The sequence below is a fragment of the Nocardia sp. 852002-20019_SCH5090214 genome, from assembly GCF_001665865.1.
Lineage (GTDB): Bacteria > Actinomycetota > Actinomycetes > Mycobacteriales > Mycobacteriaceae > Nocardia > Nocardia nova.
Genome location: NZ_LZMK01000158.1, coordinates 1 through 25,382, shown reverse-complemented (window position 1 = coordinate 25,382; position 25,382 = coordinate 1). Strand labels below are relative to the sequence as shown.

21 protein-coding genes and 3 tRNA genes are annotated in these 25,382 nt (G+C 65.8%); 10 read left to right on the top strand and 14 right to left on the bottom strand.

Going from position 1 to position 25,382, the window contains the following annotated elements:
* Positions 1–7: 7 nt before the first annotated feature.
* From A5780_RS13485 to A5780_RS13475, 3 genes are read right to left on the bottom strand one after another with little or no spacing between them, the layout of a single operon-like run.
* Positions 8–1,072, bottom strand: coding sequence for a lipocalin-like domain-containing protein (locus A5780_RS13485; protein WP_064901824.1), 1,065 nt, complete (start codon positions 1,070–1,072; stop codon positions 8–10).
* Positions 1,069–2,325, bottom strand: coding sequence for an oxygenase MpaB family protein (locus A5780_RS13480; protein ID WP_063025967.1), 1,257 nt, complete (start codon positions 2,323–2,325; stop codon positions 1,069–1,071). The genes A5780_RS13485 and A5780_RS13480 overlap by 4 nt, the downstream gene beginning before the upstream one ends.
* A 1-nt stretch (position 2,326) precedes the next feature.
* Entirely contained in the window at positions 2,327–4,120 is a 1,794-nt protein-coding gene (locus tag A5780_RS13475; RefSeq protein ID WP_064908589.1) for a multicopper oxidase family protein, read from the bottom strand.
* Between the two features lie 178 nt (positions 4,121–4,298).
* Between A5780_RS13475 and A5780_RS13470 the strand changes: the two genes are divergently transcribed.
* Positions 4,299–4,937: a TetR/AcrR family transcriptional regulator gene (locus tag A5780_RS13470; RefSeq protein WP_063910804.1), complete on the top strand. Its 639-nt coding sequence runs from the start codon at positions 4,299–4,301 to the stop codon at positions 4,935–4,937.
* 90 nt (positions 4,938–5,027) lie between these two features.
* Here A5780_RS13470 and A5780_RS13465 read toward each other — a convergent pair.
* The 11 genes from A5780_RS13465 to dnaA all read right to left on the bottom strand — a co-directional run bounded on the left by A5780_RS13465 (position 5,028) and on the right by dnaA (position 17,872).
* Positions 5,028–5,100, bottom strand: a tRNA-Ala gene (locus A5780_RS13465).
* A gap of 15 nt (positions 5,101–5,115) precedes the next feature.
* Positions 5,116–5,223, bottom strand: a complete 108-nt coding sequence (locus A5780_RS41835) for a DLW-39 family protein (protein WP_218018595.1) — start codon at positions 5,221–5,223, stop codon at positions 5,116–5,118.
* 151 nt (positions 5,224–5,374) lie between these two features.
* Positions 5,375–5,447: transfer RNA gene (locus A5780_RS13460), tRNA-Ala, on the bottom strand.
* 33 nt (positions 5,448–5,480) lie between these two features.
* Positions 5,481–5,554, bottom strand: a tRNA-Ile gene (locus A5780_RS13455).
* Between the two features lie 152 nt (positions 5,555–5,706).
* On the bottom strand, positions 5,707–6,681 hold the full coding sequence (locus A5780_RS13450; RefSeq protein ID WP_063015274.1) for a DUF3566 domain-containing protein: 975 nt from the start codon (positions 6,679–6,681) through the stop codon (positions 5,707–5,709).
* Between the two features lie 79 nt (positions 6,682–6,760).
* The gene (gene gyrA, locus A5780_RS13445) at positions 6,761–9,259 is read right to left on the bottom strand and encodes a DNA gyrase subunit A (protein WP_064908588.1); all 2,499 of its coding nucleotides are present in this window, start codon (positions 9,257–9,259) and stop codon (positions 6,761–6,763) included.
* Between the two features lie 72 nt (positions 9,260–9,331).
* The gene (gyrB, locus tag A5780_RS13440; protein WP_063015272.1) at positions 9,332–11,377 is read right to left on the bottom strand and encodes a DNA topoisomerase (ATP-hydrolyzing) subunit B; all 2,046 of its coding nucleotides are present in this window, start codon (positions 11,375–11,377) and stop codon (positions 9,332–9,334) included.
* Positions 11,378–11,768: 391 nt separating this feature from the next.
* The gene (locus A5780_RS13435; protein WP_064902030.1) at positions 11,769–12,341 is read right to left on the bottom strand and encodes a DUF721 family protein; all 573 of its coding nucleotides are present in this window, start codon (positions 12,339–12,341) and stop codon (positions 11,769–11,771) included.
* A gap of 58 nt (positions 12,342–12,399) precedes the next feature.
* Positions 12,400–13,635: a DNA replication/repair protein RecF gene (gene recF / locus A5780_RS13430; RefSeq protein WP_064908587.1), complete on the bottom strand. Its 1,236-nt coding sequence runs from the start codon at positions 13,633–13,635 to the stop codon at positions 12,400–12,402.
* Positions 13,636–13,801: 166 nt separating this feature from the next.
* Positions 13,802–14,971, bottom strand: coding sequence for a DNA polymerase III subunit beta (gene dnaN, locus A5780_RS13425; protein ID WP_063015308.1), 1,170 nt, complete (start codon positions 14,969–14,971; stop codon positions 13,802–13,804).
* An 834-nt stretch (positions 14,972–15,805) separates the two neighbouring features.
* Complete coding sequence (gene dnaA, locus A5780_RS13420) at positions 15,806–17,872, bottom strand: chromosomal replication initiator protein DnaA (RefSeq protein ID WP_064908586.1); 2,067 nt, start codon at positions 17,870–17,872, stop codon at positions 15,806–15,808.
* A gap of 571 nt (positions 17,873–18,443) precedes the next feature.
* Between dnaA and rpmH the strand changes: the two genes are divergently transcribed.
* From rpmH to A5780_RS13380, 9 genes are all read left to right on the top strand, one after another.
* Positions 18,444–18,587, top strand: a complete 144-nt coding sequence (gene rpmH / locus A5780_RS39105) for a 50S ribosomal protein L34 (RefSeq protein WP_006550910.1) — start codon at positions 18,444–18,446, stop codon at positions 18,585–18,587.
* Positions 18,588–18,672: 85 nt separating this feature from the next.
* Positions 18,673–19,113, top strand: a complete 441-nt coding sequence (rnpA, locus tag A5780_RS13410; RefSeq protein WP_082940710.1) for a ribonuclease P protein component — start codon at positions 18,673–18,675, stop codon at positions 19,111–19,113.
* Entirely contained in the window at positions 19,110–19,475 is a 366-nt protein-coding gene (gene yidD / locus A5780_RS39100; protein ID WP_081879322.1) for a membrane protein insertion efficiency factor YidD, read from the top strand. The genes rnpA and yidD overlap by 4 nt, the downstream gene beginning before the upstream one ends.
* A gap of 4 nt (positions 19,476–19,479) precedes the next feature.
* On the top strand, positions 19,480–20,634 hold the full coding sequence (yidC, locus tag A5780_RS13405) for a membrane protein insertase YidC (protein ID WP_063015269.1): 1,155 nt from the start codon (positions 19,480–19,482) through the stop codon (positions 20,632–20,634).
* 44 nt (positions 20,635–20,678) lie between these two features.
* A complete protein-coding gene (locus tag A5780_RS13400; RefSeq protein ID WP_193615583.1) occupies positions 20,679–21,254 on the top strand; it encodes a R3H domain-containing nucleic acid-binding protein in 576 nt (191 codons plus the stop codon).
* A 97-nt stretch (positions 21,255–21,351) separates the two neighbouring features.
* Complete coding sequence (rsmG, locus tag A5780_RS13395) at positions 21,352–22,098, top strand: 16S rRNA (guanine(527)-N(7))-methyltransferase RsmG (protein WP_081879323.1); 747 nt, start codon at positions 21,352–21,354, stop codon at positions 22,096–22,098.
* Positions 22,099–22,405: 307 nt separating this feature from the next.
* Complete coding sequence (locus A5780_RS13390) at positions 22,406–23,407, top strand: ParA family protein (RefSeq protein ID WP_104366055.1); 1,002 nt, start codon at positions 22,406–22,408, stop codon at positions 23,405–23,407.
* A 4-nt stretch (positions 23,408–23,411) separates the two neighbouring features.
* Positions 23,412–24,413: a ParB/RepB/Spo0J family partition protein gene (locus A5780_RS13385; RefSeq protein WP_063015267.1), complete on the top strand. Its 1,002-nt coding sequence runs from the start codon at positions 23,412–23,414 to the stop codon at positions 24,411–24,413.
* 192 nt (positions 24,414–24,605) lie between these two features.
* On the top strand, positions 24,606–25,346 hold the full coding sequence (locus A5780_RS13380; protein WP_030514053.1) for a hypothetical protein: 741 nt from the start codon (positions 24,606–24,608) through the stop codon (positions 25,344–25,346).
* Positions 25,347–25,382: the final 36 nt, after the last annotated feature.

Here is a 25,382-nt window from a genome sequence, read left to right as displayed (position 1 = left end):
GCAAGTCTCAGGTGAGCGCCACCAATTCGTGCAAGGTGGTGCCGGTGCGGCGGACCGGTTCCGCACCGCCGAGCACGGTCAGTTCGAAGGTGGATTCGAATCGGAAATAGCCCGGATGTCCGATCAACTTGTGCGCCAGCGGTTTCAGCAGCCGGGTGCCCACCAGCGGAATATCGTCGAGGAGATCGTGGGCGTGAATCACCCGATCCACTGTCAGCCGCAATTCGACCCGATCGGGTACGCGCAGTTCGATCCACTCCGGATAGCCGCGCCCGGCGGTCGCGTCGAAACGCGCCGGTCCCTCGCGCAGCGTCGTTTCGCCGGTCGAGAGAACGACGCGGTCGTGGTGGGCCAGCATGAGCGGCGCGATCTCGTGCGCGCCGCGTCGCTGCTGGGTCAGCACGTCGGCGAACAGCAGCGAATAGTCCTCCACATACAGCCGCCCCCAGTGCCAGCGCTCGATGATCTTGCGCATATCGCCGACGCCCCAGTTGTGATCGGCGTACCCGCGACCGGTGACGGACCGCTCGACGCCGTCGATGGTCACGGTGCCACTCACCCGTGCGCGCGGCGCGCCGACGACCCAGCCGAAGGAATCACCGCCGCCGAAATGCGTCTCCCCCTTACCAGGCATCCAGCTCGGCAGTTCGTTGTCGAAGCGCAGGTCGAAAACCAAACCGTCCTCGGCCAGTCTCAGGTGATGCGTCGGCAATCCGTCGGGCCGGAATTCGGTGTAGGCCCGGTTGTCTCCGATCCGCACATCACACGACTGCGCGTCGAACGACGCCTGATTGCGGGGATATTTGCGCGAGACCTGCCGACGGGTGCCGTCCGGTTCGTAGACCATCAGCTCGACCCAGGGACGCGCGTGCGGGAAATCCTCCGGGCGGCGTTTGGTGAGGAATCCGACGACGGTATGCCCGCTGTCGAGATGTGCGTCGAAATACCAGTGCTCGAAGGCGAGCGAACTCGCCGCGGGATGCAGTGCGTTGTGGCGCGGTTCGACCGTGGTGAGTTCACCGTCCCGGCGGCCGGGACCGTTCCACGCCTCCACAATGGCTGTGTCGTTCATCGCCGCAACGCTCCGCTCGCATCGAATTCCGCTTCTCTGCCCTGCATTTGGGCCCGGTACCAGTTCTCTCGGTGCCGCACCATCACCTTCTCGTGCACCCGCCCGACCGGCGGTATCCGGCGCACGAATTCCATCGCGGTGATGAGCGGAAACCGCAGCACCGGAATCAGCAACCAGGGAAAGGCCGGGGGCATACGGTATTTGCGCCGCGTGCCCGGCGCCATGTACATCGCCGAATACACGGAGTTGATGCGGTAGTTGTAGGCGGCGCGCAGCCGGCTCACGCCGCGGTGTTCGGGGCGGGGAGCGAACGCGGCGGGATAGGACTCGATCAATTCCGCGCCGTGCGCACCGGCGTCGTAGGAACGCGAGGCGATGGTCATCGCCAGCACCCGCAGCGAGTCGACCACGGTTTCCGGATGCCACTGCAACCGCACGCCCAGCAGATATCCCATGTACTTCTGAAAGTGCAGCAGCGCGCGGATTTCCGACGGCGTCGTCTGATATCCCAGCGCCCACAGCCCGAGGCCGGGTGTCACACTGCCCGCGATCAGGGTCAGCAACTGATAGGTCTGGCTGATCGGCAGCCCCCACTTGTCGATATCCCATTCGGGATGGCCGGCCACCCGTGCGCGCACCGACACGTGCATCACCCGGACCTTGAGCGCGGTGGCGCGCCCGGTCGACCCCGGGGTGAGCAGCGCATTCGGCTGCGAGACGTCCATCCAGAATCGGCAGGTCTCCAAATACCTGCGCAGCGCACTGTTTCCGGCATATCCGCCCGCCAGCGACAGCGGAGTCGCGACCGCCGATTCGGTGTACATCTCCAGTGTTTCCGCACCCGCGAAGCTGAACAGCATGGTGCCCCAGCGCCGCCAGATGGCCGCGCCCTGTTCGACCAATTCGGGACGCACCCACTCGGGCACGGTGTCGAATTCGGCGAACAGTTCGCGCATCGAATCCGGCGCCTCGGGAACGGCATCGATCCCCTCGGCCAAGGCCCGGTCCAGCAGTGCGCGGCCCTGTGCCGAACCACCGGGACCGTGCATCACCTCGGCGACGAATCGTTCGGCGACCGGATCACCGGCGAACAGATCCTCGGTGAGAGCCCGGGCCTGCTCGTCGGTGGGAAAGAGTTCGGCCCCGGTCACTTTCCGCACGATCGCTTCCAAGCGCTGCACGGCGGGCTGCTGCTTCGCCTCCCAATACCGGAAAGCGCTGGGGCATTTCAGGGTTCGTATCTGTGTCGTCATTTCACCGCACCGTTCGGAATCGCAGCATCATGTCGTGGTCCTCGTGATCGAGCAGATGGCAGTGCCAGACGAAGCCGCGCAGATCCGAATCCCGATGCGCGGCATGCTCCGCCGAATGCGCCGCACCCGGCATGGGCGCGGTGAGTCCGGTAAAGGGCGCGTCGGGATCGAATCCGAGTTCGTCGGCGGTCGGAAATCGCACCACGATCCGGGTGACGGTGCCGCCGTCGACTCGCACCACATCCTTACGGCCGCTCTCCCACGGCGCCGGCGGCTGCGGCGGCCCGGCCAGGAAGCCCTCCGGATCGGGAGTCCACCGGGTGCCGATCGCCGGTTGGGGATGAGCGAGTTGGTAATCCACAGTGCGCAGCGGCGTACGGCTCAGGATGCGGAAATCCACCAGGTGGATGTGGATGGGATGGGGATCGGGCGTGATGTTGACGATGTTCCACACCTCGGTCGTGCCCTGCCGCGGCATTTCGATATCCGGATCCGAATAGCGCAGGTTGTTCAACGACATGATCGCGGGCGGCATCCGCAGTTCGTACGGCTGGCTGACCGTGAGGGTCCGCGACAGAGTCGGCACCGGCACCGGCGGCAGCGGCGCGGGCTGTGGCGGTCCACCGCGCAGCGTCTGCGGGACCGGCCCGCGCAACCCCGTGCGATCCTCGGCGCGGAAGCGGCAGAACACCGGCATCGCGACCTCGCCCAGGATCGACGCCTGGAACACCGGTGCTTCGTCGTTGCATAGTTCGACCGTCTCCCCCGGCGCGAGCTCGGCGAAATCCACCAGGAGATCCACCCGTTCGGCCGGAGCGAGTCGTAGATTGCGTACCGGCACCGGCGCATCCAGCAGTCCGTGGTCGTTTCCGATCACCCAGAACCGCATCCGATTGCCGAAGAACAGATTCCACGTACTGAACGAGGCGGCATTGATCGCACGGAACCGATACAGCCCGCGCGCGACCGGCAGCTGTGGCCACACCACCCCGTTCACCACTCCGACGTCGCCGACCGCACCGCCTTCCCACGAACCCGGTGGCACCACCGCGGTCGAGCGCAGACTCTGGCGGCCGTCGGGGGCGAACAACTTCTCCTGCAGCACCAGGGGTATCTCGAACTCCCCCGCCGGCAGTCCGAGCGGATTGTCCGGAGCTCCCGTGTCGAATTCGTCGCGCAGCAGCATCATGCCGGTCAATCCGGCGTAGACATTCGCCCGCGTGATCCCCATCGCGTGGTCGTGGTACCAGAGGTGACCGGCCGACTGCCGCAGCGGGAAGTCGTGATCGAGGTGTTGTCCCGGCATGACCAGTTGTTCCGGGTGCCCATCACTGGCGGGCGGAGTCACTCCGCCGTGCAAATGCAGCGAGGCGGGAACCGTGGTCCGGTAGCTCTCCGGCACCCCGTGCAGGGTGGTGTCGATATCGGCCGCGAACGGATGAGCGCCGAGCCGGTTGTGGAACCGGACGGTCAGCGGCCGGCCGGCTTCGTGTTCGACGGTCGGGCCCAGATAGGTCTGATCGTTGTATCCGAAGGCGGGCACCGCGGGCATATCGCGGTGAAAACGATGGCTGGTGGTGGTCGCGACAAGGTCCAGGTGACTGCCGGTGACGACGGGCGGCCGCGGGAGTTCGTCCACGAAAGGCTGCATCGGGGGCGAGTGGAACAACAGCGGGCTCTCGAATCCGCCCGGCACGGGATCGGCCGTGACTGTCGCCGCGCGCCCGGCCACCGCGGCCGTCAGACCCGCGCCGATACCGCGCAGCATCGCACGGCGGCCGATCGGTCGATTCATCCCTCGCACCTTCCGAGGTGACATCGATCGTCACCCGTCGCAGCGACCATACCATTGAGTACAGTAGACGGTACTCGTTTGAACGGTGCGAGGAGGTGGGCCGTGCGCATGTCGAATCCACAGCGGGCCGGCTCCCCTACGATCGGGTTATGGACCTGGGCGACTCGGCGGTGAATGGATGACGGCACCGAAGAAGGCCCCGGTCACGTCCAAGAAGGCGGTGTCCGGAAAGGCGGCCTCCAGAAAAGCGGAGGCACAACATCGCAACCGCCGTCAGACGACGCGGCTGTCGTACGACGACTGGGTGAACGGCGCGTTGGATCTCCTCGCGCGCGAGGGTGTGACCGCGATCCGGATTCCCCGGCTGTGCGAGGAACTGGGCGTCACCAAGGGTAGTTTCTACTGGCATTTCGACGATCTCGAACAACTGATGGCCGCGATGGCCGACCGGTGGGGCGAAATGCAGAGTGAGGCGGTCCGGGCCCTCGCCGCCTTGGATTCGATTCCGGTCGAGTCCCGCATCGAACAGATGGCGGCCATGCTGGTGGATCCGCAGCACTGGATGGTGGAGGCCTCGGTGCGGGAGTGGTCACGCACCGACGACACGGTGGCGGCGGCGGTCCGGGCACTGGATCAGCGCATCTTCCGGACCGTGCAGACGGCGATGCTCGATCTGGGTTTCGAGCCGGGACAGGCGCGGCTGCGCGCGGGCGCGATGGTGTATCTGGGGATCGGGCTGATCCACGGCCGCGACAATCTGCCGACCCCGACACCGGAGGAAGTGCAGGCGGTCATCGACCTGCTGGCCCGGCCGTGAATTTGTGGAGCTGTGGAATTTGTGGAGCTGCGGGGTTTGTGGAGCTGCGGGGTTTGTGGAGCTGCGGGGTTTGTGGAGCTGCGGGGTTTGTGGAGCCTAGGGGAATCGAACCCCTAACCCCTGCCTTGCAAAGGCAGTGCTCTGCCAATTGAGCTAAGGCCCCGGTGAGCGTGGCGGCTCAGCGCGCGGTCACCTCGTGCCACAGATCCGCCTCGCTCCGCTTGCGAACCTTGGTGACGGCGAAGACAACTGCGGCAATGGCACCGATCGTCAGAAGAAGTTTCATGCCGTCCACCCTACTGTGCCGCGACCGCCCCGGCAGCCACGGCTTCCGGCATCGACGACGCGGTACCGGCAGCGCTGCGTGAGGTGTATCGGCGCGACAGGAACCGGCGAGAGAGACGGATCGGATCCCCCCGGATCGTGAGAAGAAGAAGTGGAGCCTAGGGGAATCGAACCCCTAACCCCTGCCTTGCAAAGGCAGTGCTCTGCCAATTGAGCTAAGGCCCCCTCGGCCGTCGTCGACGACCAGGTATGCGAATGTGGGCCTAGGAGGACTTGAACCTCCGACCTCTTCGTTATCAGCGAAGCGCTCTAACCGCCTGAGCTATAGGCCCGTAGTGTTTCGTCTCGACTCGACATGCTGTCGTGACTGACTCGGTAGAGACTACACAACCCCCCGATTGCTCTCCAAAACGCCTGGTCAAAGCACCCATAAAGCACGAACGGCCGGTCCGGTGAGAACCGGCCGGCCGTTCGTCGCGGAGCGTCAGTCCGGATCGGCCAGCGTCACCTGCACGCCGCCCACCAGATCGGTGCACTGGTTGTAGATGAAGACACCCACCGTCGAGAGCGCGGTGAACAGCACCACGTTGATCAGGCCGATGACGGCCGCGTATCCGAATACGCTGCCGGCGTCGATGATCGTCGTCGCCGAGGAGTTGTTGTCGTTCACCATGTCGGTGAAGGTGCTGTTCAGGCGGTCCCACACACCCATGCCGGAGAGCACGATGTAGAGGAATCCGACGGCCAGCATCCACACGAAGAACATGGCGACGCTGATCACCAGCGAAACCTTCAACGTCGACCACGGGTCGATATGGCGCACCTGCACGGTCGCGCGCAACGGCTCACCGCTGGTCACCGCCTGGGCGACCGCCGCCTGCGCGGCCGGCGAGACGGTCGGCGCCGCGGTCTTCACCGCCATCGGAACCGACTGTGCCGCACCGGCGTCCGCCTGCGGCAGCGGATGCCGCAGATCCGACAGATCGGGCAGATCCTTGATCAGTTCCGGACGGGCGATGCTGCGGGTCGGTCCGTCGATGCCGACGGATTTCACCATCGCCGCTTCCTTGCGCGCCGCCTTGGCCGCGAGGTCGGTGGTGGTACGGGCGTTCTTAACCCCGCCGCCGAGTCCGGTCTGGGGGTTCGCCCGGCCCTGCACGGGAGCCTGGCCGGGGCGATTCAGATTCGACTGCGGCTCCCGCTGCGGCAGCTGCGACCAACCCTCCTCGAAGCGAGAACCACCACGACCCTCACCGGCCTCGGCGGCCTCCGGCGCCGCAGCGCCGGATTTCGCGGAATCGCCCTGCGACTCGGGGTTTGCGGACGAACTACCCGAGCCGTTGTCGGCCGACGACCCGGACCGCGGCGCCGGCCGCGGCGGAATCGGTGACGGTGCGATCCGCTCGGTCACACCGTTGGCGTGGTTTCGCTCGTCGTTCGGCTGATTCGGAGTGGTCAATGCAGAATCCTTCGATCCGTCGTGGCGCCGCTGCTTGTGGAGAAATTACCGCTTCCAGAACCTAACGCTAATCCGAGCCTCAGGCCTCTTCTTCCCCGGAAACCTGGTCGGGCTCATCGGCGTTACGCGCGATCGCGAGCAAGGTATCGCCCTCGCCGAGGTTCATCAAACGCACGCCCTTGGTCTGCCGGCCCGCCTTGCGTACCTGATTCGCCGCCGTCCGGATGACACCGCCGCCGGACGTGATGGCATAGAGCTCGTCATCGTTGTCGACGATGAGCGCTCCTACCAGACTGCCACGCTTCGGGTCGTACTGAATCGTCAACACACCTTTACCGCCGCGGCCCTGCGCGGTGTACTCCTCGATCGCGGTGCGCTTGGAGTATCCGCCCGCGGTCGCGACCAGCAGATAGGTGCCGTCCCGAACCACGTTGAGCGACAACAGCTCATCGTCGGCGTTGAAGCGCATACCCTGCACGCCCGAGGTGGCGCGGCCCATGGGACGCAGCACCTCGTCGTTGGCGGTGAACCGGATCGACTGTCCGTGCGCGGACACCAGCAGCAGATCGTCGTCGGCCGAACACAGTGCGGCGCCGACCAATTCGTCACTGTCGCGCAGGTTCACCGCGACGATGCCACCGGTGCGGTTGGAGTCGAAGTCGGTCAGTTTCGACTTCTTCACCAGGCCGTTGCGGGTGGCCAGCACCAGGTAGGGGGCGTCCTCGTAGGTCTTGATCCGGATGACCTGGGCGATCTTCTCCTCCGGCTGGAACGCCAGCAGGTTGGCCACGTGCTGGCCGCGCGCGGTGCGGTTGGCCTCGGGCAGCTCGTAGGCCTTGGCCCGGTAGACCCGGCCGAGGTTGGTGAAGAACAGCAGCCAGTCGTGGGTCGAGGTCACGAAGAAGTGCTTGACCAGATCGTCCTGCTTGAGGCCGGCGCCCTGCACGCCCTTGCCGCCGCGCTTCTGGCTGCGGTACAGGTCGGTCTTGGTGCGCTTGGCGTAGCCGGTCGCGGTGATGGTGACCACGACGTCCTCGCGAGCGATCAGATCTTCGTCGGCGACGTCACCGTCGGCCGCGACGATCTTGGTGCGGCGGTCGTCGCCGTACTTCTCGACGATTTCGGCCAGTTCGTCGCGCACGATGGCACGCTGACGCTCCGGCTTCTCCAGAATGTCCTTCAAATCGGCGATCTCGGCCTCGATGCGGGCCAATTCGTCGACGATCTTCTGCCGCTCCAGGGCCGACAGGCGCCGCAGCTGCATGTCGAGGATGGCGGTCGCCTGGATCTCGTCGATCTCGAGCAGTTCCATCAGGCCGGTGCGCGCGGTGTCGGTGTTGGCCGAACGCCGGATGAGGGCGATGACCTCGTCGAGCATGTCCAGCGCCTTGACCAGGCCGCGCAGGATGTGCGCCCGCTCCTCGGCCTTGCGCAGCAGGTAGCGGGTGCGCCGGACGATGACGTCCAACTGGTGATCGACGTAGAGCCGGATCATCTGGTCCAGCCGCAGCGTGCGCGGTACGCCGTCGACGATCGACAGCATGTTGGCGCCGAAGCTGGTCTGCAGCTGGGTGTGCTTGTAGAGGTTGTTCAGCACCACCTTCGCCACGGCATCGCGCTTGACCGTGACCACGATCCGCATACCCGCGCGGTCGGAGGACTCGTCGTGGATATCGGAGATACCCGCGATCTTGCCGTCCTTGACCTGCTCGGCGATCGAGTTGATGAAGTTGTCGGTGTTGACCTGGTACGGGAGCTCGGTGATGACGATCGTGGTGCGACCCCGATTGTCCTCTTCGATCTCGACCACACCGCGCATCCGGATGGAGCCGCGACCGGTGGTGTAGGCGTCGTGGATGCCCTGGCTTCCGACGATCAGGCCGTAGGTCGGGAAGTCCGGTCCCTTGACGCGCTCCATGCACGCCGCGAGGGTGGTCTCCTCGTCGGCGTCGTAGTTGTCCAGCGCCCAGTAGATGGCATCCGCCAGCTCGTTCAGGTTGTGCGGCGGGATATTGGTCGCCATACCGACGGCGATGCCGTTGGACCCGTTCATCAACAGGTTCGGCACCCGGCTGGGGAGAACCACGGGCTCCTGGGAGCGGCCGTCGTAGTTCGGCGTGAAATCGACCGTCTCGTGATCGATCTCGCGGAGCAGTTCCATCGCCAGCGGGGTGAGCCGGCACTCGGTGTACCGCATGGCGGCGGCACCGTCGTTACCGCGGGAACCGAAGTTGCCCTGGCCGTCGACCAGCGGATACCGCAGCGACCACGGCTGCGCCATGCGCACGAGGGTGTCGTAGATCGAGGCGTCGCCGTGCGGGTGGTAGTTACCCATGGTCTCGGCGACCGGGCGCGCGGATTTCACGTAGCCGCGGTCGGGCCGGTAGCCGTTGTCGTACATCGCGTAGAGCACGCGCCGGTGCACCGGCTTGAGCCCGTCGCGCACATCCGGCAGCGCGCGGCCCACGATCACGCTCATCGCGTAATCGATGTAGCTGCTCTGCATTTCGTTCTGAATGTCGACCGGCTCGATCCGGTCGCCCGCACCACCGTTGGGCGGCAGCGTGGTCTCGGTCATGAAGTCTCCTTAGAGGGCCTGTGCATAGGGCTCGGCATGTGGACGGGCGCGCAGTGTGCTGCGCAGCGCCGGCTACACGTCGAGGAAGCGAACGTCCTTGGCATTGCGGGTGATGAAGCTGCGACGCGCCTCGACGTCCTCACCCATCAGCACGGAGAACAACTCGTCGGCCGCGGCCGCGTCGTCCAACGTCACCTGACGAAGCACCCGCACCGAGGGATCCATGGTGGTCTCCCACAGTTCCTTGGCGTTCATCTCGCCGAGACCCTTGTAGCGCTGGACACCGTCGTCCTTGTTGATCTTCTTGCCGGCGGCCAGACCGGCCTCCAGCAGACCGTCGCGCTCGCGGTCCGAGTAGGCGAATTCCGGCTCGGAGCGCTGCCACTTCAGCTTGTACAGCGGCGGCTGGGCGAGATACACGTGACCGTGCTCGACCAGCGGGCGCATGAAGCGGAACAGCAGGGTGAGCAGCAGCGTCGAGATGTGCTGGCCGTCGACGTCGGCGTCGGCCATCAGCACGATCTTGTGATACCGCAGCTTCGAGATGTCGAACTCGTCGTGGATACCGGTGCCGAAGGCGGTGATGATCGACTGGACCTCGTTGTTCTTGAGGACCTTGTCGATGCGCGCCTTCTCGACGTTGATGATCTTTCCGCGCAGCGGCAGGATCGCCTGGTACATCGAGTCGCGGCCGGATTTCGCCGAGCCACCGGCGGAGTCACCCTCGACGATGTAGATCTCGGACTTGCTCGGATCCTTGGACCGGCAGTCGGCCAGCTTGCCCGGCAATCCGCCCAGATCGGTCGCGCTCTTGCGCCGGACCAGCTCACGAGCCTTGCGGGCGGCGACGCGAGCCTGCGCCGAGGACACCGCCTTCTGCACGATCGTCTTGGCATCGGCCGGATTGGCCTCGAACCAGTGCGCCAGATGTTCGTTGCAGGTGCGCTGGACGAACGACTTCACCTCGGTGTTGCCGAGCTTCGTCTTGGTCTGTCCCTCGAACTGCGGCTCGCTGACCTTGACGCTCACGATGGCGGCCAGACCCTCGCGGATGTCGTCGCCGGTGAGGTTGCCGTCCTTCTCCTTGAGGAGCTTCTTGTCCTTGGCGTACTTGTTGACCACTGTGGTCAGCGCCGCGCGGAAGCCCTCTTCGTGCGTGCCACCCTCGTGGGTGTTGATGGTGTTGGCGAAGGTGTGGACGGATTCGGAGTAACCCGAATTCCACTGCATCGCGACCTCGAGTTCGTGGCCGGTGCCCTTGCTGGTGAACGAGACGACCGTGTTGTGGATCGGCTGCTTGGTGCGGTTGATGTGCTTGACGAAGTCCTCGAGGCCGCCCGGGTAGTGATAGGTCCGGGTCTTGACCTTGTGCTCGGGCGCGGCCGCGCCTTCGTCGTGCTTGGGGGCCTCGGCGGTCTCACTGACCACCTCGTCGGTGACCTCGGCATCGCTCACCCGCTCGTCGGTGAGGGTGATGGTCAGGCCCTTGTTCAGGAAGGCCATCTCCTGCAGCCGGCGCGAGATCGTCTCGAAGTTGTAGGTCGTGGTCTCGAAGACGTCCGGATCCGCCCAGAAGCGCTGCGTGGTGCCGGTCCGGTCGGTGGGCTCACCCTTGACCAGCTTGCCGGGCTTGGCGTCCTTGTACTCCTGGCTCCAGTGGAAGCCGTCGCGGTCGATCTCGGTCACCATCCGGCTCGACAGCGCGTTCACCACCGAGATACCGACACCGTGCAGACCACCGGATACGGCGTAGGCGTCCGAGTCGAACTTGCCGCCGGCGTGCAGCTGGGTCATGACGACCTCGATGGTGGGCACGCCCGTCGCGTGCATCGCCACCGGGATACCGCGGCCGTCGTCGACGACCTCGACGCCGCCGTCGGCCAGCAGGGTCACGTCGACTCGGCTGGCGTAGCCGGCCATCGCCTCGTCGACGGAGTTGTCCACAACCTCCCAGATCAGGTGGTGCAGACCGCGCTCACCGGTGGAACCGATGTACATACCGGGGCGTTTGCGGACCGCCTCGAGTCCCTCGAGAACGGTGATGTTGGAGGCACCGTAGTCCTTGTTGCCCGCTTTCGCCTTGGACGAGCCGCTTGCGTTGGAGTCGTTGGCAGCCACTGCTCGGTAGCTCTCCTTACTTGCTGATCCCTCGATGCGACGTCGGACAACACACACAGCCCGAGCCCCGTATGGCCTCTGCTCGAGATTTCGAACTGCTCGAGAATTACGGGTCCTCGCGCGTGCTGCACGGAACGCGCCGAAGGTATCGCCGCTAGTTACTCTTCCATCCTACTGGTACCCCCGGCACAGGATGCACCTATGACACCCCTGAGAGCGTCGTGAGTGCGTGAAATCGGTCGCCGCCGGGTCCGGTTATGGGCGAACCCGCTCCCGTGAGCCTCAGCGAAAGCGACGGGCACTCGGATCCCGCGGCGCGAAGTTACGCCGATGTGGTTCGGCCGGCCGCCGGACTGCGCACCGGTTCCACGTGAAACTCGGCGCCCGCGGATCAGCCGTAGGTGTCGCGCGGACCCCGCCCCTTGATATGACGCTCACCCTTGCGCCAACTCGGCGCGGCGGGACCGCTGATCTTCAGCGAGGTGACCACGCCCTGACCGACCGCGGCATTGATCTTCGCCAGTAGCTGCGACTGCAGCATTCGCAACTGAGTGGCCCAGGCGGTGGATTCGGCCTGGATACTCAGCACGCCGTCGGTGAGCGATACCGGGTCGGCGTGTGCCGCGATGTCGTCGCCGACCACGGCCGACCACCGGCCGAAAACCATTCCCTCGGCGACCTTTCCGGACCACCCGCGACTCCTGGCGAGCGATCCTGCCAGTGCGGACAGCAGCTGCGGATCCCGGTCGTCGGGCCGTGCACCGGACCAGCCGGAACGCCGGCGGAGTGCTCGAACCCCGCCCTTACGCGGTGAGGCGCGCCCCTGGCCGACCGCCTTACCGCTGGCGCGAGCCGCGGCGCGCGCCTCCTCCAGGGCACGACGAGCCAGGTCGACACCACGCAGTTCCGGTTCGGGGCCGGTGGACGGCGGGGAGCCGTCTTCGCGCCCGGGGTCTGCGGCCACCTTCGACTCCTTTCCGGTCACTACGTTGCGGCAAGGCTAGCCGCTGGGTCCGACAGCTTCAGCCGATGTGCCGGCCTTCGGCGCTCTCGTCCGCGAGGGTCTCGTCCGCGAGGGTCGGCGGCTCGACGATGCGCGAGGTCCGCCCGTCCGCGACGCCGTCGGTCTCGACCCGGACCGGATTCGCCTCGAGTTCCGGCGGCACGTCCTCGGGCACCGCGGCCGTGATCAGCACCTGTTCGGCCCCGGCGGCCACCGCGGCCAACGCGGTGCGACGACGCCGGTCCAATTCCGCGAAGACATCGTCGAGCAGCAGGACCGGATCGGTACCCGCGCTGCGAAGCAGTTCGAAGGCGCCCAGCCGGAGGGCCAGCGCGAACGACCACGATTCCCCGTGGCTGGCAAAGCCTTTCGCGGGTGCCGAACCGAGCATCAGATCCAGATCGTCGCGATGCGGGCCGACCAGGCAGACCCCGCGCTCGAGTTCCTTGCCGCGCGCGGATGCCAACTCGCTCAACATATTCGCCTCCAGCGCCTCGACATCGTCGGACTGTGGAGAACGCTGTGGATCGAGGAACTCCTCGGGCAGCGCGGAACTGCGGTAGCGGATGGCCGCGGTCCGCGATTCCGGGGCGATGGACCGGTAGGCCTGTTCGAGATAGGGGTGCAGTTCGTGCACCAGCCGCAGCCGCTGCGCCAGCAGTTCGGCGCCGTGCGCGGCCAGATGCCCGTCCCAGACGTCGAGGGTACTCAGTTCGGCCGGCGCGCCCGAACGCGAACGCGCCTGTCGCCCCGCTGTTTTCAGCAGCGCGGAGCGTTGCCGCAGCACACGGTCGTAATCCGAGCGCACCGCCGCCAGACGCGGCAGCCGGGCAGTGGCCAGTTCGTCCAGGAAACGGCGTCGTTCGGACGGGTCGCCGCGGACCAGCGCCAGATCCTCCGGCGCGAACAGCACGGTCTGGAGGATCCCGAGGATCTCGCGCGTGCGGCGGACCGGTGACCGATTGATCTGAGCGCGATTGGCGGCGCCCTGGTTCAACTCCACATCGATGCGCAGTTCGCGGCCACCGTTGACGACGGTGGCGCCGATCCGAGATCGCTGCTGCCCCAACCTGATCAGCGGGGCATCGCCGGCAACCCGGTGGGAACCAAGTGTGGACAGATAACCGACGGCCTCGACGAGATTGGTCTTACCGTTGCCGTTGGCCCCCAGGAAAACGGTTCTGCCTGTGGGTAATTCGAGGTCGGCATGCTCCCAGGAGCGGAAATCGCGCAGCGTGAGCGTTCGAATGTGCATAGATGAACCCGCCGTCACCAGGCACTTTGTGACGGACGGGTCGAAATGCACACGCGCCCGGGGTTTTTCACAGGTTTATCAACATCTCCACAGGTCGGGTTGAACGAGTGCCGCCTCGCCGGTCGTATCGCGGCCGGCGAGGCGGGGAGGATCGGAGCCGAATCGATCAGCCGGGCAAACGAACCGGCATCAGCAGGTAGATGTAGTTGCTCGACAGCGCCGCGAACGCACCGGACTCCGAAAGCTCCGGCTCGTCGTCGGTGGTCGGGCACATCACCGCGGGGCGGCTGGGTGTGGTGAAACCGAAGGTCACCCGGTCCGAATGCAGCGCCGACAGGCCGTCGTTGAGGTAACTGGGGTTGAACGCGATGGTCAACGGCTCACCGCGGAACTCGGCCTCCAGCCACTCCTCGGCGCGACCGGCGTCGTCACCTCCGGCGGACAGCTGCAGGCCCTGGTCGGAGAATTCGAGCCGCACCTGGGCGCCGCGCTCGGCGACCAGGGCCACACGTTTGATGGCCTCGATCAGTGCGCTCACCTGCAGGGTCGCGATCGAGGTGTGCTCCTTGGGGAGCAATTGGCGGAACTTGGGGAATTCCGCGTCGAGCAGTCGCGTGGTGGTCCGGCGGCCGCCGTTGACGATCCCCAGCAGTCCGTCGGTCCCGGTGCCGAAGGCCAGCTGGACGGGCGCGTCGGAGGCTCCGAGCGTCTTCGCCGATTCCGACAGCGTGCGAGCCGGGACCAGGACCGCAGTCTCCACATCCGGGCGACCGGGCTGCCACTCCAGATGCCGCACCGCCAGGCGGAAGCGGTCGGTGGCTGCCAGAACCACCTGGGAGCCCTCGATTTCGACGCGGATGCCGGTCAGCATCGGCAGCGTGTCGTCGCGGCCGGCGGCGACGGCCACCTGGCCCACGGCCTCGGAGAACAGATCCACACCCAGTTCGCCGGTCTGCGGCGGCAGTTCGGGCAACTGGGGATAGTCCTCGACCGGCATGGTCGGCAGCGAGAACTTGGCGCTGCCACACGCGATCAGCACCCGGGTGCCGTCGACCGAGACGTCGACCGGCTTGTTGGACAGCGCCTTGGTGATGTCGGCCAGCAGGCGACCGGAGACCAGCACCTGTCCCGGGCCGGCCACCTCGGCGGCGACGCGCATCTGCGCGGAGACCTCGTAGTCGAATCCGGAGACCGTGAGACCGTCCTCGTCGGCCACCAGCAGCACACCGCCCAGGACGGGCACGGGCGGGCGAGACGGCAGGCTACGGGCCACCCAGGCGACGGATTCCGCGAAATCCTCGCGAGCGACCCGAAACTTCATACTTGCAAGCTCCATCGCTCGGTATGTCCTCTCCCAGTCTCGATCGGTCGTGATCTGTTCGACGCCGTGGTGATCAGCGTGGTTCATACAACAGCGTGGTTCGCGCGGCAATGCGGTCGAAACGACTCGCCCGTACGCACCGCAGTGTGGCACAGGCGACCGACATCAAACCGTACCCGCGCATGCGGGCGATGACTACGTCACCCCCTCGCCCGGTGCGTCGTCCGCCGGGATGGGCCGGACGCGTTCCGCTCCCTGCTTCGTTCGGTTGTGGAGTGCCACGAATCGATCCGTCCGCCTCCGAGCCGAGTTTCCACACACCCTGTTTTCAAGAAGAAATCTAAAGAAGAAGAACTGAAGTAGTAGTAGGCACTGTGGATTCTGTGGACGCGGCCCGTCCGCCCAGCTCAGGTGGCGTGGCGGCGTGGGGATGTCCGGCGGGTGACTCGAGGATGAACAGTGGGCCGCTGTGGAGGCCGCGAAACTGTTCAACTTCCATCCTCGAGCCATCCTCGAGTTCTTCCATGGCCCGAGACCTGTTGTACACACGTGTGTGCCGATCGGTGCACTACCGGGGGATTCCTCGAGGACCTGACAGGGAGTCCTCGAGGAATCCACATGCCGATTCGGCCGTCTTCGCAGTTCGGACCCCGTGGACGAATTCGGCTGTGGGAACTGTGGACCGAGGGCTGTGAGCGAATGCGTGCACAGCCCCGCGCATCGACTGTGCGCAACCTCGAGGACAAACCTGGGATTCCTCGAGGACTCCACAAGGACTCCTCGAGGAATCCACAACACGAAAAAGCCGATCCACCCAGGTCAACCGGGTGGATCGGCTTGTGTAGCGATTCAGCGCGAGCGCTGTTTGATTCGGGCTGTGAGTTCTTGGACCTGGTCGTAGACCCGGCGGCGCTCGGTCATCTCCTTGCGCACTTTCTTCTCCGCGTACATGACCGTCGTGTGGTCGCGACCGAAGGCCTGACCGATCTTCGGTAGCGACAGGTCGGTCAGTTCCCGGCACAGGTACATCGCGATCTGGCGAGCCTGGGCCAGCGGCCGAGCCTTACCCGGACCGGTCAGCTCCTCCAGCGTGGTGTTGAAGTATTCCGCGGTCACGGCCATGATCGTCGACGCCGTGATCTCGATCGTGGTGGTGTCCGGCATCAGATCGCGCAGGACGACCTCGGCCAGCGACAGATCCAGCGGCTGTCCGTTGAGGGAGGCGAAGGCCGTTACCCGGATCAACGCGCCCTCGAGTTCACGGATGTTGCGCTCGACCCGGCTGGCAATCAGTTCCAGCACGTCGTGCGGCACATCGAGGCGGTCCATCCGCGCCTTCTTGCGCAGAATCGCGATCCGGGTCTCCAGCTCCGGCGGCTGCACGTCGGTGATCAGGCCCCATTCGAACCGGGTACGCAGTCGCTCCTCGAGCGTCGCCAGTTGCTTCGGTGGCCGATCGGAGGACACGACGATCTGCTTGTTCGCGTTGTGCAGGGTGTTGAAGGTGTGGAAGAACTCCTCCTGGATACCTTCCTTGCCCTCGATGAACTGGATGTCGTCCACCAGCAGGATGTCGGTCTCGCGGTAGCGCCGCTTGAACGCCACCTTCCGGTCGTCGCGCAGACTGTTGATGAAGTCGTTGGTGAATTCCTCGGTCGAGACGTACTTGACGCGCATCCCGGGGAACAGCCGCTGGGCGTAATGCCCGGCCGCGTGCAGCAGATGCGTCTTTCCCAGACCGGAAGCCCCCCAGACGAACAGCGGGTTGTACGCACGGGCCGGCGCCTCGGCGATCGCGACCGCCGCCGCGTGGGCGAATCGGTTCGAGGCGCCGATGACGAAGGTCTCGAAGGTGTATTTGGCGTTCAGGCTGGCCGAGGAGTTCGCGGGGGCGGGCGGCGGCGGTTCCGGCGACTTCGTGAAATACGTCGGCCAGGAATTGCGCGCGCTCACCACCGGTTCGTCGGCCTCTTCGGCCGCGCCCGGCCGCTGACCTACCTCCGGCTCCGGCGCGAACAGCGACTCCTGTCCGGGATGGCCGCCCGGCCGGGGCAGCTCGGGATCGTGACGCAACGGTTCGGTCTCCCGCCGCAACGCCTCCTGGGGATGCAGTTCGTGGTCGCGGCGCAGGGTGTCCGCCTCACGCCGCAGCGAATCCGGACCGTGCAGGCCGTCCCGGCCGGGCAGGCTGTCCGGGTCCCGCCGCAGGACGTCGGCTTCGCGGCGGAGTACGTCCGGGTCGCGGCGGAGTACGTCCGGGTCGTGGCGGAAGGCTTCGGCTTCCCGGCGCAGATCGTCGGGATCGCGACGCAGACTTTCCGGATGCCGGACCAGCGCTTCGTCGTGCAGATGCGCTTCCGGGTCCCGGCGCAGCGGGGAGGACGGTCCGAGGCTGTCCGGCAATTCCCCGGCCATCGGCGCGGACGGATATTCACCCTGGGGATAGGCGGTCCGGGCCTGGTAGTCGGCTGGGGAAAGATAGCGTGGGGTGGGGAAATCGTCGGCGTCGGGATACTGCGGTGGCGCCGGGAAGCCGACCGGTTCACGGGGCTTGTCGCGCATCCGCTCCGGACGCGACGTCAGGCGAGCATGTCGGGCGCCGGCGCCGGGGCGGTCCGGCGGCGGATTGGCCGGCGCGGCGATCCGGACGCCCAGACCCTCGACCTGCGGGCCCAGCCGACGGGCCAGCGACCGCAGAATCGGTTCGCGCAGATCGCGTTCGATGGCCTCCTGGGCCAGGGAAGAAGGCACCGAGAGCAGGGCAAAGCCTTGTGCGACCGTCAGCGGCTTGACCAAGCCGAGCCACGCCTTCTGGGCGTTGGTCACCGGCGGAATGGCTCCGTCGGTGGAGCCGGCGGTGAGCTCGGCGACCACTTCGGGCCAGACCGCGGTCAACACGTTCTGCTCGTCGTCCACGTATTATTTCCTCCCCGGAGCAAGTCGACAGGAGCTCCAACGGTCGGCGACCACTGACAAGCCTGGCCGTCAGCCATACGAATATGCCACTCCAGGGGTCTTTCCACACAATTATCCACAGATGTGGAGAACTCGGATGATACGTGGCTCGCTGCAACAACCCCCCGGTCAGCGCCTGGACCTGCGCTTCTGCAGCTATCTTCTAGCTATGAATCGTAGTGCGTCCGCGGTGGCTGTGACAAGGGCGGTTCACGACCGCGCCGTCCGCACGGCGCGTCGCGGCCGTTCGGTGCGTCGCGCGGAGCGAACGGATATCGTCGACCCGGAAAGCAGTGGCGGGCGTCTCATGGGGGACCCCGAGTTTGACCCTCTCCTGGCTGATCAGTACCCTCGTACAGTCACCCGTTGACGCGGTGTTGGCTGCCTGCTGCCCGGTCGAATCGTCGATCCAGCGGGACCACCACGCAATGGGCGTTGTGCCGATGAAGACCAGTTTTCATCGCGACCACATACGTTTCACCGAACAGCTTCGGGCGCCGCCTGGCGCCCACCAACTCGAGGAGTGTTGACCGTGGCCAAGGGCAAGCGGACGTTCCAGCCGAACAACCGTCGTCGTGCGCGGGTCCACGGCTTCCGACTCCGGATGCGTACCCGTGCCGGGCGCGCGATCGTGTCGGCGCGCCGTCGCAAGGGCCGCGCCTCTCTGACGGCCTGATCGCACGGCATCGGCATCGCCGCCATGCCTGACTCGTCGATCGTCTCGCTGCTTCCGTTCACCCGTTACGTGGTCGGACACTCGGGTGTTGCCTGAGCCGTACCGGCTGCATCATCGTGCCGACTTCTCCCGGACGGTGCGACGTGGCCGACGAGTCGGGAGACGGGACATCGTCGTGCATGTGGTGATGCCGTCGGCGTCGGAGGAACCGAGATCCGACGATGCCGTGAGGTCCGACGATGCGGCGGCTAGGCCGCTCGCACGCTTCGGTGGTCCTCGTTTCGGATTGATCGTCAGCAAGGCGGTGGGCACCGCGGTGGTTCGACACCGCGTCGCCCGCCGCCTGCGTCATATCTGCGCCGGGGTCGTCGCAGATCTACCGGCGGAGGCCGATGTCGTGATCCGCGCCCTCCCGGGTGCCGCGGTGGCGACCTCGGCGGAGCTGGATCAGCAGTTGCGGTCCGCGCTGCGGAAAATGTCGTTCGATCTCTCCGCCGCGCGGGTGGCTTCGAGTGATGCGTCATGAACCGCCTACGCGTAGTGACGCGGCTTCCGGCGAATCTCTTGATCTTTCTGATCGAGCTGTACCGGACGTACGTCTCCCCCACCCGCATGCCGGTATGCCGATTCACCCCGACCTGTAGCGAGTACGCGGTGACGGCTCTGCGTACGCGCGGGCTGTTCGTAGGTCTCGGATTGACGGCCGTGCGTCTGGCCAAATGTGCGCCCTGGCACCCTGGTGGGTGGGACCCGGTTCCGGAACGGAAACGGGCTGCTGCCGAAGCGGCTCACGAGACGAGTCGGGCCCACGACGAGGCGGCCGAACACAAGTCTTGTAAAGGGTCGCCGCGCGCGGTGACCGGCGACACGACCGACGGGAGTACATAGAGCCGTGCTCGACTTCATCTATTACCCGGTGTCCTGGATCCTTTGGTTCTGGCACCGGATCTTCGGGTTCGTCTTCGGACTCGGAGATTTCGACAAGGGCGCCAGCAACGGGTTCGCCTGGGCGCTGGCAGTGGTGTTCCTGGTGTTCACCCTGCGCCTGGTGCTGTACAAGCCCTTCGTCAAACAGGTGCGCACCACGCGGCAGATGCAGGAACTGCAGCCGCAGATCAAGGAACTGCAGCGCAAATACAAGAACGACCGCCAGAAGATGGCCGTCGAGATGCAGAAGCTGCAGAAGGAGCACGGCTTCAACCCGCTGATGGGCTGTCTGCCGGTGCTGGCTCAGGTGCCGGTGTTCATCGGTCTGTACCACGTGCTGCGGTCCTTCAACCGCACCGGTAGTGGTATCGGCCAGCTGCACATGACGCCCGAGCAGAACGCGATGACGCCGAACTACGTGTTCAGCGCGCACGATGTGCAGTCGTTCCTGAGTGCCCGCATCTTCGGTGCGCCGATCTCCGCCGCGATCACCTCGCCCAAGGCGACCCTGGACGCGTACGCCGATTACGGCGGCATTCCGCACGTGTGGAATATGGTCGTCGTCGCGGTGCCGCTGATGATCATCGCCGGCCTCGCAACCCACTTCAACGCCCGCGCCTCGGTGGCACGCCAGAGTGCGGAGGCGGCGGCGAATCCCCAAGCCGCGCTGATGAACAAACTGGCGCTGTGGGTGTTCCCGCTCGGTGTCGTCGTCGGTGGCCCCTTCCTGCCCATCGCGATCCTGCTCTACTGGGTGGCCAACAACATCTGGACCTACGGGCAGCAGCATCTGGTCTTCGGGCGCATCGATAAGGAAGAGCAGCAGAAGAAGGAAGAGGCGATCGAGCGGAAGGCGCAGAACGCCCCGAAGCCCGGCGCCAAGCCGACCGCCAAGAAGAAGTCCGGGGCCGCCGAGCCGTCGGCCGCCGACGGGGACAAGCCCGCAGCCGCGACGAACGGCACCTCCGCCTCCACGACGTCGGAGTCCACCACTCCGACTTCTTCGGCCAAGGCAGGTTCGGCCTCCGGCAAGTCGGGCTCGTCCGGTAAGTCACCCGGGCCGGGTAATCGCAAGCGGTCCGGCAACAGAGGTCGGGCGAATCAGAAGCGACGTCGCTAGCGGATCCGGATACGACGGAAGATTCAGATTGAAGGAAACGACATATGACTGTTGAGACCGATGGAGGGGACGCCACTGTGGCCCTCGGTGTGCAGGATGATGCGTCAGCGGTAGACGACCGCGATGAGGCGACGACCGAGCCGGATACGACCGATGCCGAAGAGGCGTTGATCGAAGAGGGCGAGATCGCGGGCGACTATCTGGAGCAGCTGCTGGACGTTCTCGACTTCGACGGCGATATCGATCTGGATGTCGAGGGCGACCGGGCGGTCGTCAGCATCGACGGCGGGCGGGACCTGTCGAAGCTCGTCGGTCGGCGCGGCGAGGTTCTGGACGCGTTGCAGGAGTTGACCCGACTGGCCGTGCAACAGGCGACCGGTGTGCGTAGCCGCCTGATGCTCGATGTGGCCGGCTGGCGGGCGAAGCGTCGCGAGGAACTGAGCGCGCTCGGAACCGATGCGGCGCGACGGGTGGCGGAATCGGGCAAGCCCGAATCGCTGGCCCCGATGACTCCGTTCGAGCGCAAGATCGTCCATGATGCGGTGGCGGCCGTGGACGGTGCCGCCAGTGAGAGCGAAGGTGTCGAACCCAACCGGCACGTGGTCGTGATCCCGGCCTGAGAAATTGGATGGGTAAGGTAGGGCCCCCGGTTCATCGAACCGGGGGCCCTACTCTTTGTGATGAGTTGCGTGTGATGGATTTCGACGGTCCGGAAGGATGTTTCACGTGGAACGAGGCGCGGGTGCCACTCCTCAGCACTCCCCCGGCGGTGACTCCGTCGATCTGACGCCGCCCGCGGTGGCGGCCGAGGTATTCGGCGATCGTCTTCCGCTGGCCGAGCAGTACTGCGCCGCGCTGGCGACCGCGGGCGTCGAACGCGGTCTGATCGGTCCGCGGGAGGTGCCGCGGCTCTGGGACCGCCACATCCTCAACTGTGCGGTGCTGGGCGAGTTGATTCCTCTCGGAGCTTCCGTCGTCGACATCGGCAGTGGCGCCGGACTTCCGGGAATTCCACTCGCCATCGCGCGTCCGGATCTGCGCATCACACTCGTCGAGCCGTTGCTGCGGCGCACCAAGTTCCTGGCGGAGTTCGTCGAATCGGCAGGGCTCGAGATCACCGTGGTGCGTGGTCGCGCCGAACAGCCGGACGTTCGAAAGGAAGCGGGCGGTGCGGATTACGTGACTTCCCGTGCGGTCGCTCCCCTCGGGAAATTGGCCAAGTGGTCCCTGCCGCTGGTTCGCGAGCACGGCCATATGTTGGCGCTCAAGGGATCCAGCGTCGCCGAGGAACTCGAGCGGGATCAGGTTGAACTGGCGCGCGCGGGTGCGGGCCACGCGAAGATTCTCGAATGTGGTGTGGGCATCGTGTCGCCGCCGACCGTCGTGCTCAGTGTCGAGCGTGTGCCCCGCGCGGAGAAGCGGGCGAACAAGGAAGCGAGTCGACGCGCCCGGCGCGCACAGTAACTTTCGTTGTTTCACATGAAACAACGCCTCGCGAGGCCGCTCGAGACGGCCGCAGCGAGTCATTCCGTGCGTGTCGGATAGTGATTGCCGCGGTTCAACTTCCGTATTCTGGCCGGTGCTGGCAAGCTAGTTGTCGTCGAGCGTGAGCGCGCGGTTTCGCGGTTCCCGGCAGCTCCGCGTTCTGCTTGTTCGAGCCATGCGGCGCCGGTGCTGCCTGGGCACGTGTCTGAAGTTCTCGGGGTTAGGAGCCTGTATGTCGAACCGTCCGGCGAATGTTTCACGGGAAACAACATCCCGGGTGCCCGGAATGCTGGACAGCGGCGGCCTCGAGGGAGATGAATTCGCCAAGACCGCATTCGGAAACATCTCCGCCGCTGAAACTCCGATCGCGGCCGAAGCGCATCGCGCCAGCCAGGTCCTGCACCCCGGCTCCCTCAACATCCCCAAGCCGCGCGAACAACGCATCATCACCATCGCCAATCAGAAGGGTGGCGTCGGTAAGACGACGACGGCCGTGAATCTCGCTGCCGCGCTGGCACTGCAGGGGATGACGGTGCTCGTCATCGATCTCGATCCCCAAGGCAATGCCAGCACCGCGCTCGGCGTGGAGCACCACTCCGGCGTGCCGTCGAGCTACGAACTGCTGATCGGTGAGATCTCGGTGCAGGACGCGATCCAGCGGAGCCCGCACAACGAACGCCTACTGTGCATTCCGGCGACGATCGACCTCGCCGGCGCCGAAATCGAATTGGTCTCCATGGTCGCCCGTGAGGGCCGATTGAAAGCGGCCATTCAAGAAGCCAACCTGGCGGGCTACGACATCGACTACGTGATGATCGACTGCCCGCCTTCTCTCGGCTTGCTGACCGTCAACGCGATGGTGGCGGCCAAGGAAGTGATGATCCCGATCCAGTGCGAGTACTACGCGCTGGAGGGCGTCGGCCAGCTGCTGCGCAATATCGGTCTGGTGCAGGCACATCTGAATCCGGAGCTGCACGTCTCGACCGTCGTTCTCACCATGTACGACGGCCGGACCAAACTCGCCGACCAGGTTGCCGAAGAGGTCCGCGGCCACTTCGGTGACGCGGTGCTGCGCTCGGTGATTCCGCGCAGCGTCAAGGTTTCCGAGGCGCCGGGCTACGGCATGACCGTGCTCGATTACGATCCTGGTTCCCGCGGCGCGATGAGTTATCTCGACGCGGGGCGGGAGATCGCGGCCCGCTCGGCCGTCATCCAGAGCCGAGTGTCGCCGGGCCAGGAAGGCGCGTCGGTCGGTACGGCTGGTGCAGCACAGGAAAGGGGTCGGTAGGCCGATGAGTCAGGCGAAGAAGGGTGGCTTGGGGCGCGGGCTAGCCGCGTTGATTCCGACCGGTCCGGCCGATGTGCAGGGACTCGGAAGCGCGGCAGCCAATGCGGTGATCGGACTCGATCCGATCGGGCCGCATCCCGCGTCGGCCTATCTGCATCGAGTGCCCGATGCGGCCGAGGAGTCGAGCGCCGGTGCGGTGTACCGGGAGATTCCGCCGGATCAGATCGAGCGCAATCCGAAGCAGCCGCGGCAGGTCTTCGAAGAGGATGCGCTCGCCGAACTCGTCCATTCGGTGCGGGAATTCGGTCTGATGCAGCCGATCGTGGTGCGGGTGCTGGAGTCCTCCCCCACTCCGCGTTATCAGCTGGTGATGGGTGAACGGCGATGGCGAGCCTGCCAGGAAGCCGGTCTGGAGACCATCCCGGCGATCGTGCGGGAGACCACCGACGACGCCATGTTGCGCGATGCGCTGCTGGAGAACATCCACCGGGTGCAGCTGAATCCGCTCGAAGAGGCGGCGGCCTATCAGCAGCTGCTGGAGGAGTTCGGCGTCACCCACGAAGAACTGGCGAACCGAATCGGCCGATCCCGACCGGTCGTCACGAATATGATTCGCCTACTGAAGTTGCCGATTCCGGTGCAGCGACGAGTCGCGGCCGGCGTGCTCTCCGCCGGACATGCTCGCGCGCTGCTCGGGTTGGAAGCGGGCGCCGAGGCGCAGGAGCGGTTGGCCGAACGCATCGTCGCCGAGGGGTTGTCGGTTCGTGCGACCGAGGAGGCCGTCACTCTCGCGAACCGCTACCCCGAAGAAGAAGCGAAGCCGACCCCCAAGCGGCGGCAGATCTACGCACCGGGGTTGGACAAGGTTGCCGAGCGATTGGCCAATTCGTTCGACACCAGGGTCACGGTGAGTATGGGCAAGAAGAAGGGCAAGATCGTCGTCGAGTTCGGTTCGGTCGACGATTTGGAGCGCATTGTCGGGCTGATGGAGCAACAACAGCTCTGACGAGACAGAACCCTGGGGTTCGGCGAGAAACGTCACTGTGACACCGCTGTTTTTCGCGCCGATCCGAATGTGCCGCGATCGATAAGGGATGGGAAATGAGGCGTTCGCTTTGATCGCATATTCTTGCTGGCGAGAAGATGTTGATGCGGCGTGAGCATAGATGAATCGGAAAGCTGGAGGCTGAGCAGAGCGGTGTCGACCAGCGTGACCGCACTAACCCTCGGCGGACTGGACAAACTTCCCGCACATGCGCGTCGATGCGTGTTCTGGGAGATCGACCCGGCCGTGGCGGCAGACTCTCGTGAATTCAGCGATCCCGTCTTCGAAAAAGAGGCGTGGTTGTCGACGGTCATGCTCGAATGGGGGTCCTGCGGGCAGATCGCGTTGGTCGATGGCCAGCCGGCCGGATGTGCGCTGTATTCGCCGCCGAGTGTGGTGCCGCGCGCGGCGTTGTTCCCCACCTCCCCCGTGAGCCCGGATGCGGTCCTGCTGACCACGCTGCGGGCCGAACCGCCGCACAACGATGGAGATATTGCCCATCGGCTGATTCAGGCCGTAGTCGGCGATCTGATGCGCCGAGGTGTGCGAGCGATCGAGGCCTTCGGAATTCGCACCGATCCGGCCGCGACCGCGCTGCCGGCGCGCGGAGTGCGATCCATGTTCTTCATGGAGCGCATCGACTCGCCGGGCCACGGCATCGCCTCGGCCCCGCGGCCGAAGGCCAACAGGGCCTGCTCTCCCGAGAGCTGCATGATCGACGCGGATTTCCTCGAGGACGTCGGATTCTCGGTGGTGGCGCAGCACCATCGTTTTCCGCGACTGCGGTTGGAACTCGACAGCGATCATCTGTGGAAGGAAGACGTCGAGCGCGCCCTGGACCAGCTGCTGGCCGCCGCCGCGATGCAGGCCCAACCGAGCGTTCCCTGCCACTGACCGAAAAAGAGGGCGCCCCCGGAATCGGATTCCGGT

Bases quoted from the DNA above. Each gene is read 5' to 3' on its own strand.
- A5780_RS13485 (WP_064901824.1), bottom strand. From the start codon at position 1,072: ATGAACGACACAGCCATTGTGGAGGCGTGGAACGGTCCCGGCCGCCGG.
- A5780_RS13480 (WP_063025967.1), bottom strand. From the start codon at position 2,325: ATGACGACACAGATACGAACCCTGAAATGCCCCAGCGCTTTCCGGTAT.
- A5780_RS13475 (WP_064908589.1), bottom strand. From the start codon at position 4,120: ATGAATCGACCGATCGGCCGCCGTGCGATGCTGCGCGGTATCGGCGCG.
- A5780_RS13470 (WP_063910804.1), top strand. From the start codon at position 4,299: ATGACGGCACCGAAGAAGGCCCCGGTCACGTCCAAGAAGGCGGTGTCC.
- A5780_RS41835 (WP_218018595.1), bottom strand. From the start codon at position 5,223: ATGAAACTTCTTCTGACGATCGGTGCCATTGCCGCAGTTGTCTTCGCC.
- gyrA (WP_064908588.1), bottom strand. From the start codon at position 9,259: ATGACCGAGACCACGCTGCCGCCCAACGGTGGTGCGGGCGACCGGATC.
- recF (WP_064908587.1), bottom strand. From the start codon at position 13,635: ATGCACATTCGAACGCTCACGCTGCGCGATTTCCGCTCCTGGGAGCAT.
- dnaN (WP_063015308.1), bottom strand. From the start codon at position 14,971: ATGGAGCTTGCAAGTATGAAGTTTCGGGTCGCTCGCGAGGATTTCGCG.
- yidD (WP_081879322.1), top strand. From the start codon at position 19,110: ATGAACCGCCTACGCGTAGTGACGCGGCTTCCGGCGAATCTCTTGATC.
- A5780_RS13400 (WP_193615583.1), top strand. From the start codon at position 20,679: ATGACTGTTGAGACCGATGGAGGGGACGCCACTGTGGCCCTCGGTGTG.
- rsmG (WP_081879323.1), top strand. From the start codon at position 21,352: ATGTTTCACGTGGAACGAGGCGCGGGTGCCACTCCTCAGCACTCCCCC.
- A5780_RS13390 (WP_104366055.1), top strand. From the start codon at position 22,406: ATGCTGGACAGCGGCGGCCTCGAGGGAGATGAATTCGCCAAGACCGCA.
- A5780_RS13385 (WP_063015267.1), top strand. From the start codon at position 23,412: ATGAGTCAGGCGAAGAAGGGTGGCTTGGGGCGCGGGCTAGCCGCGTTG.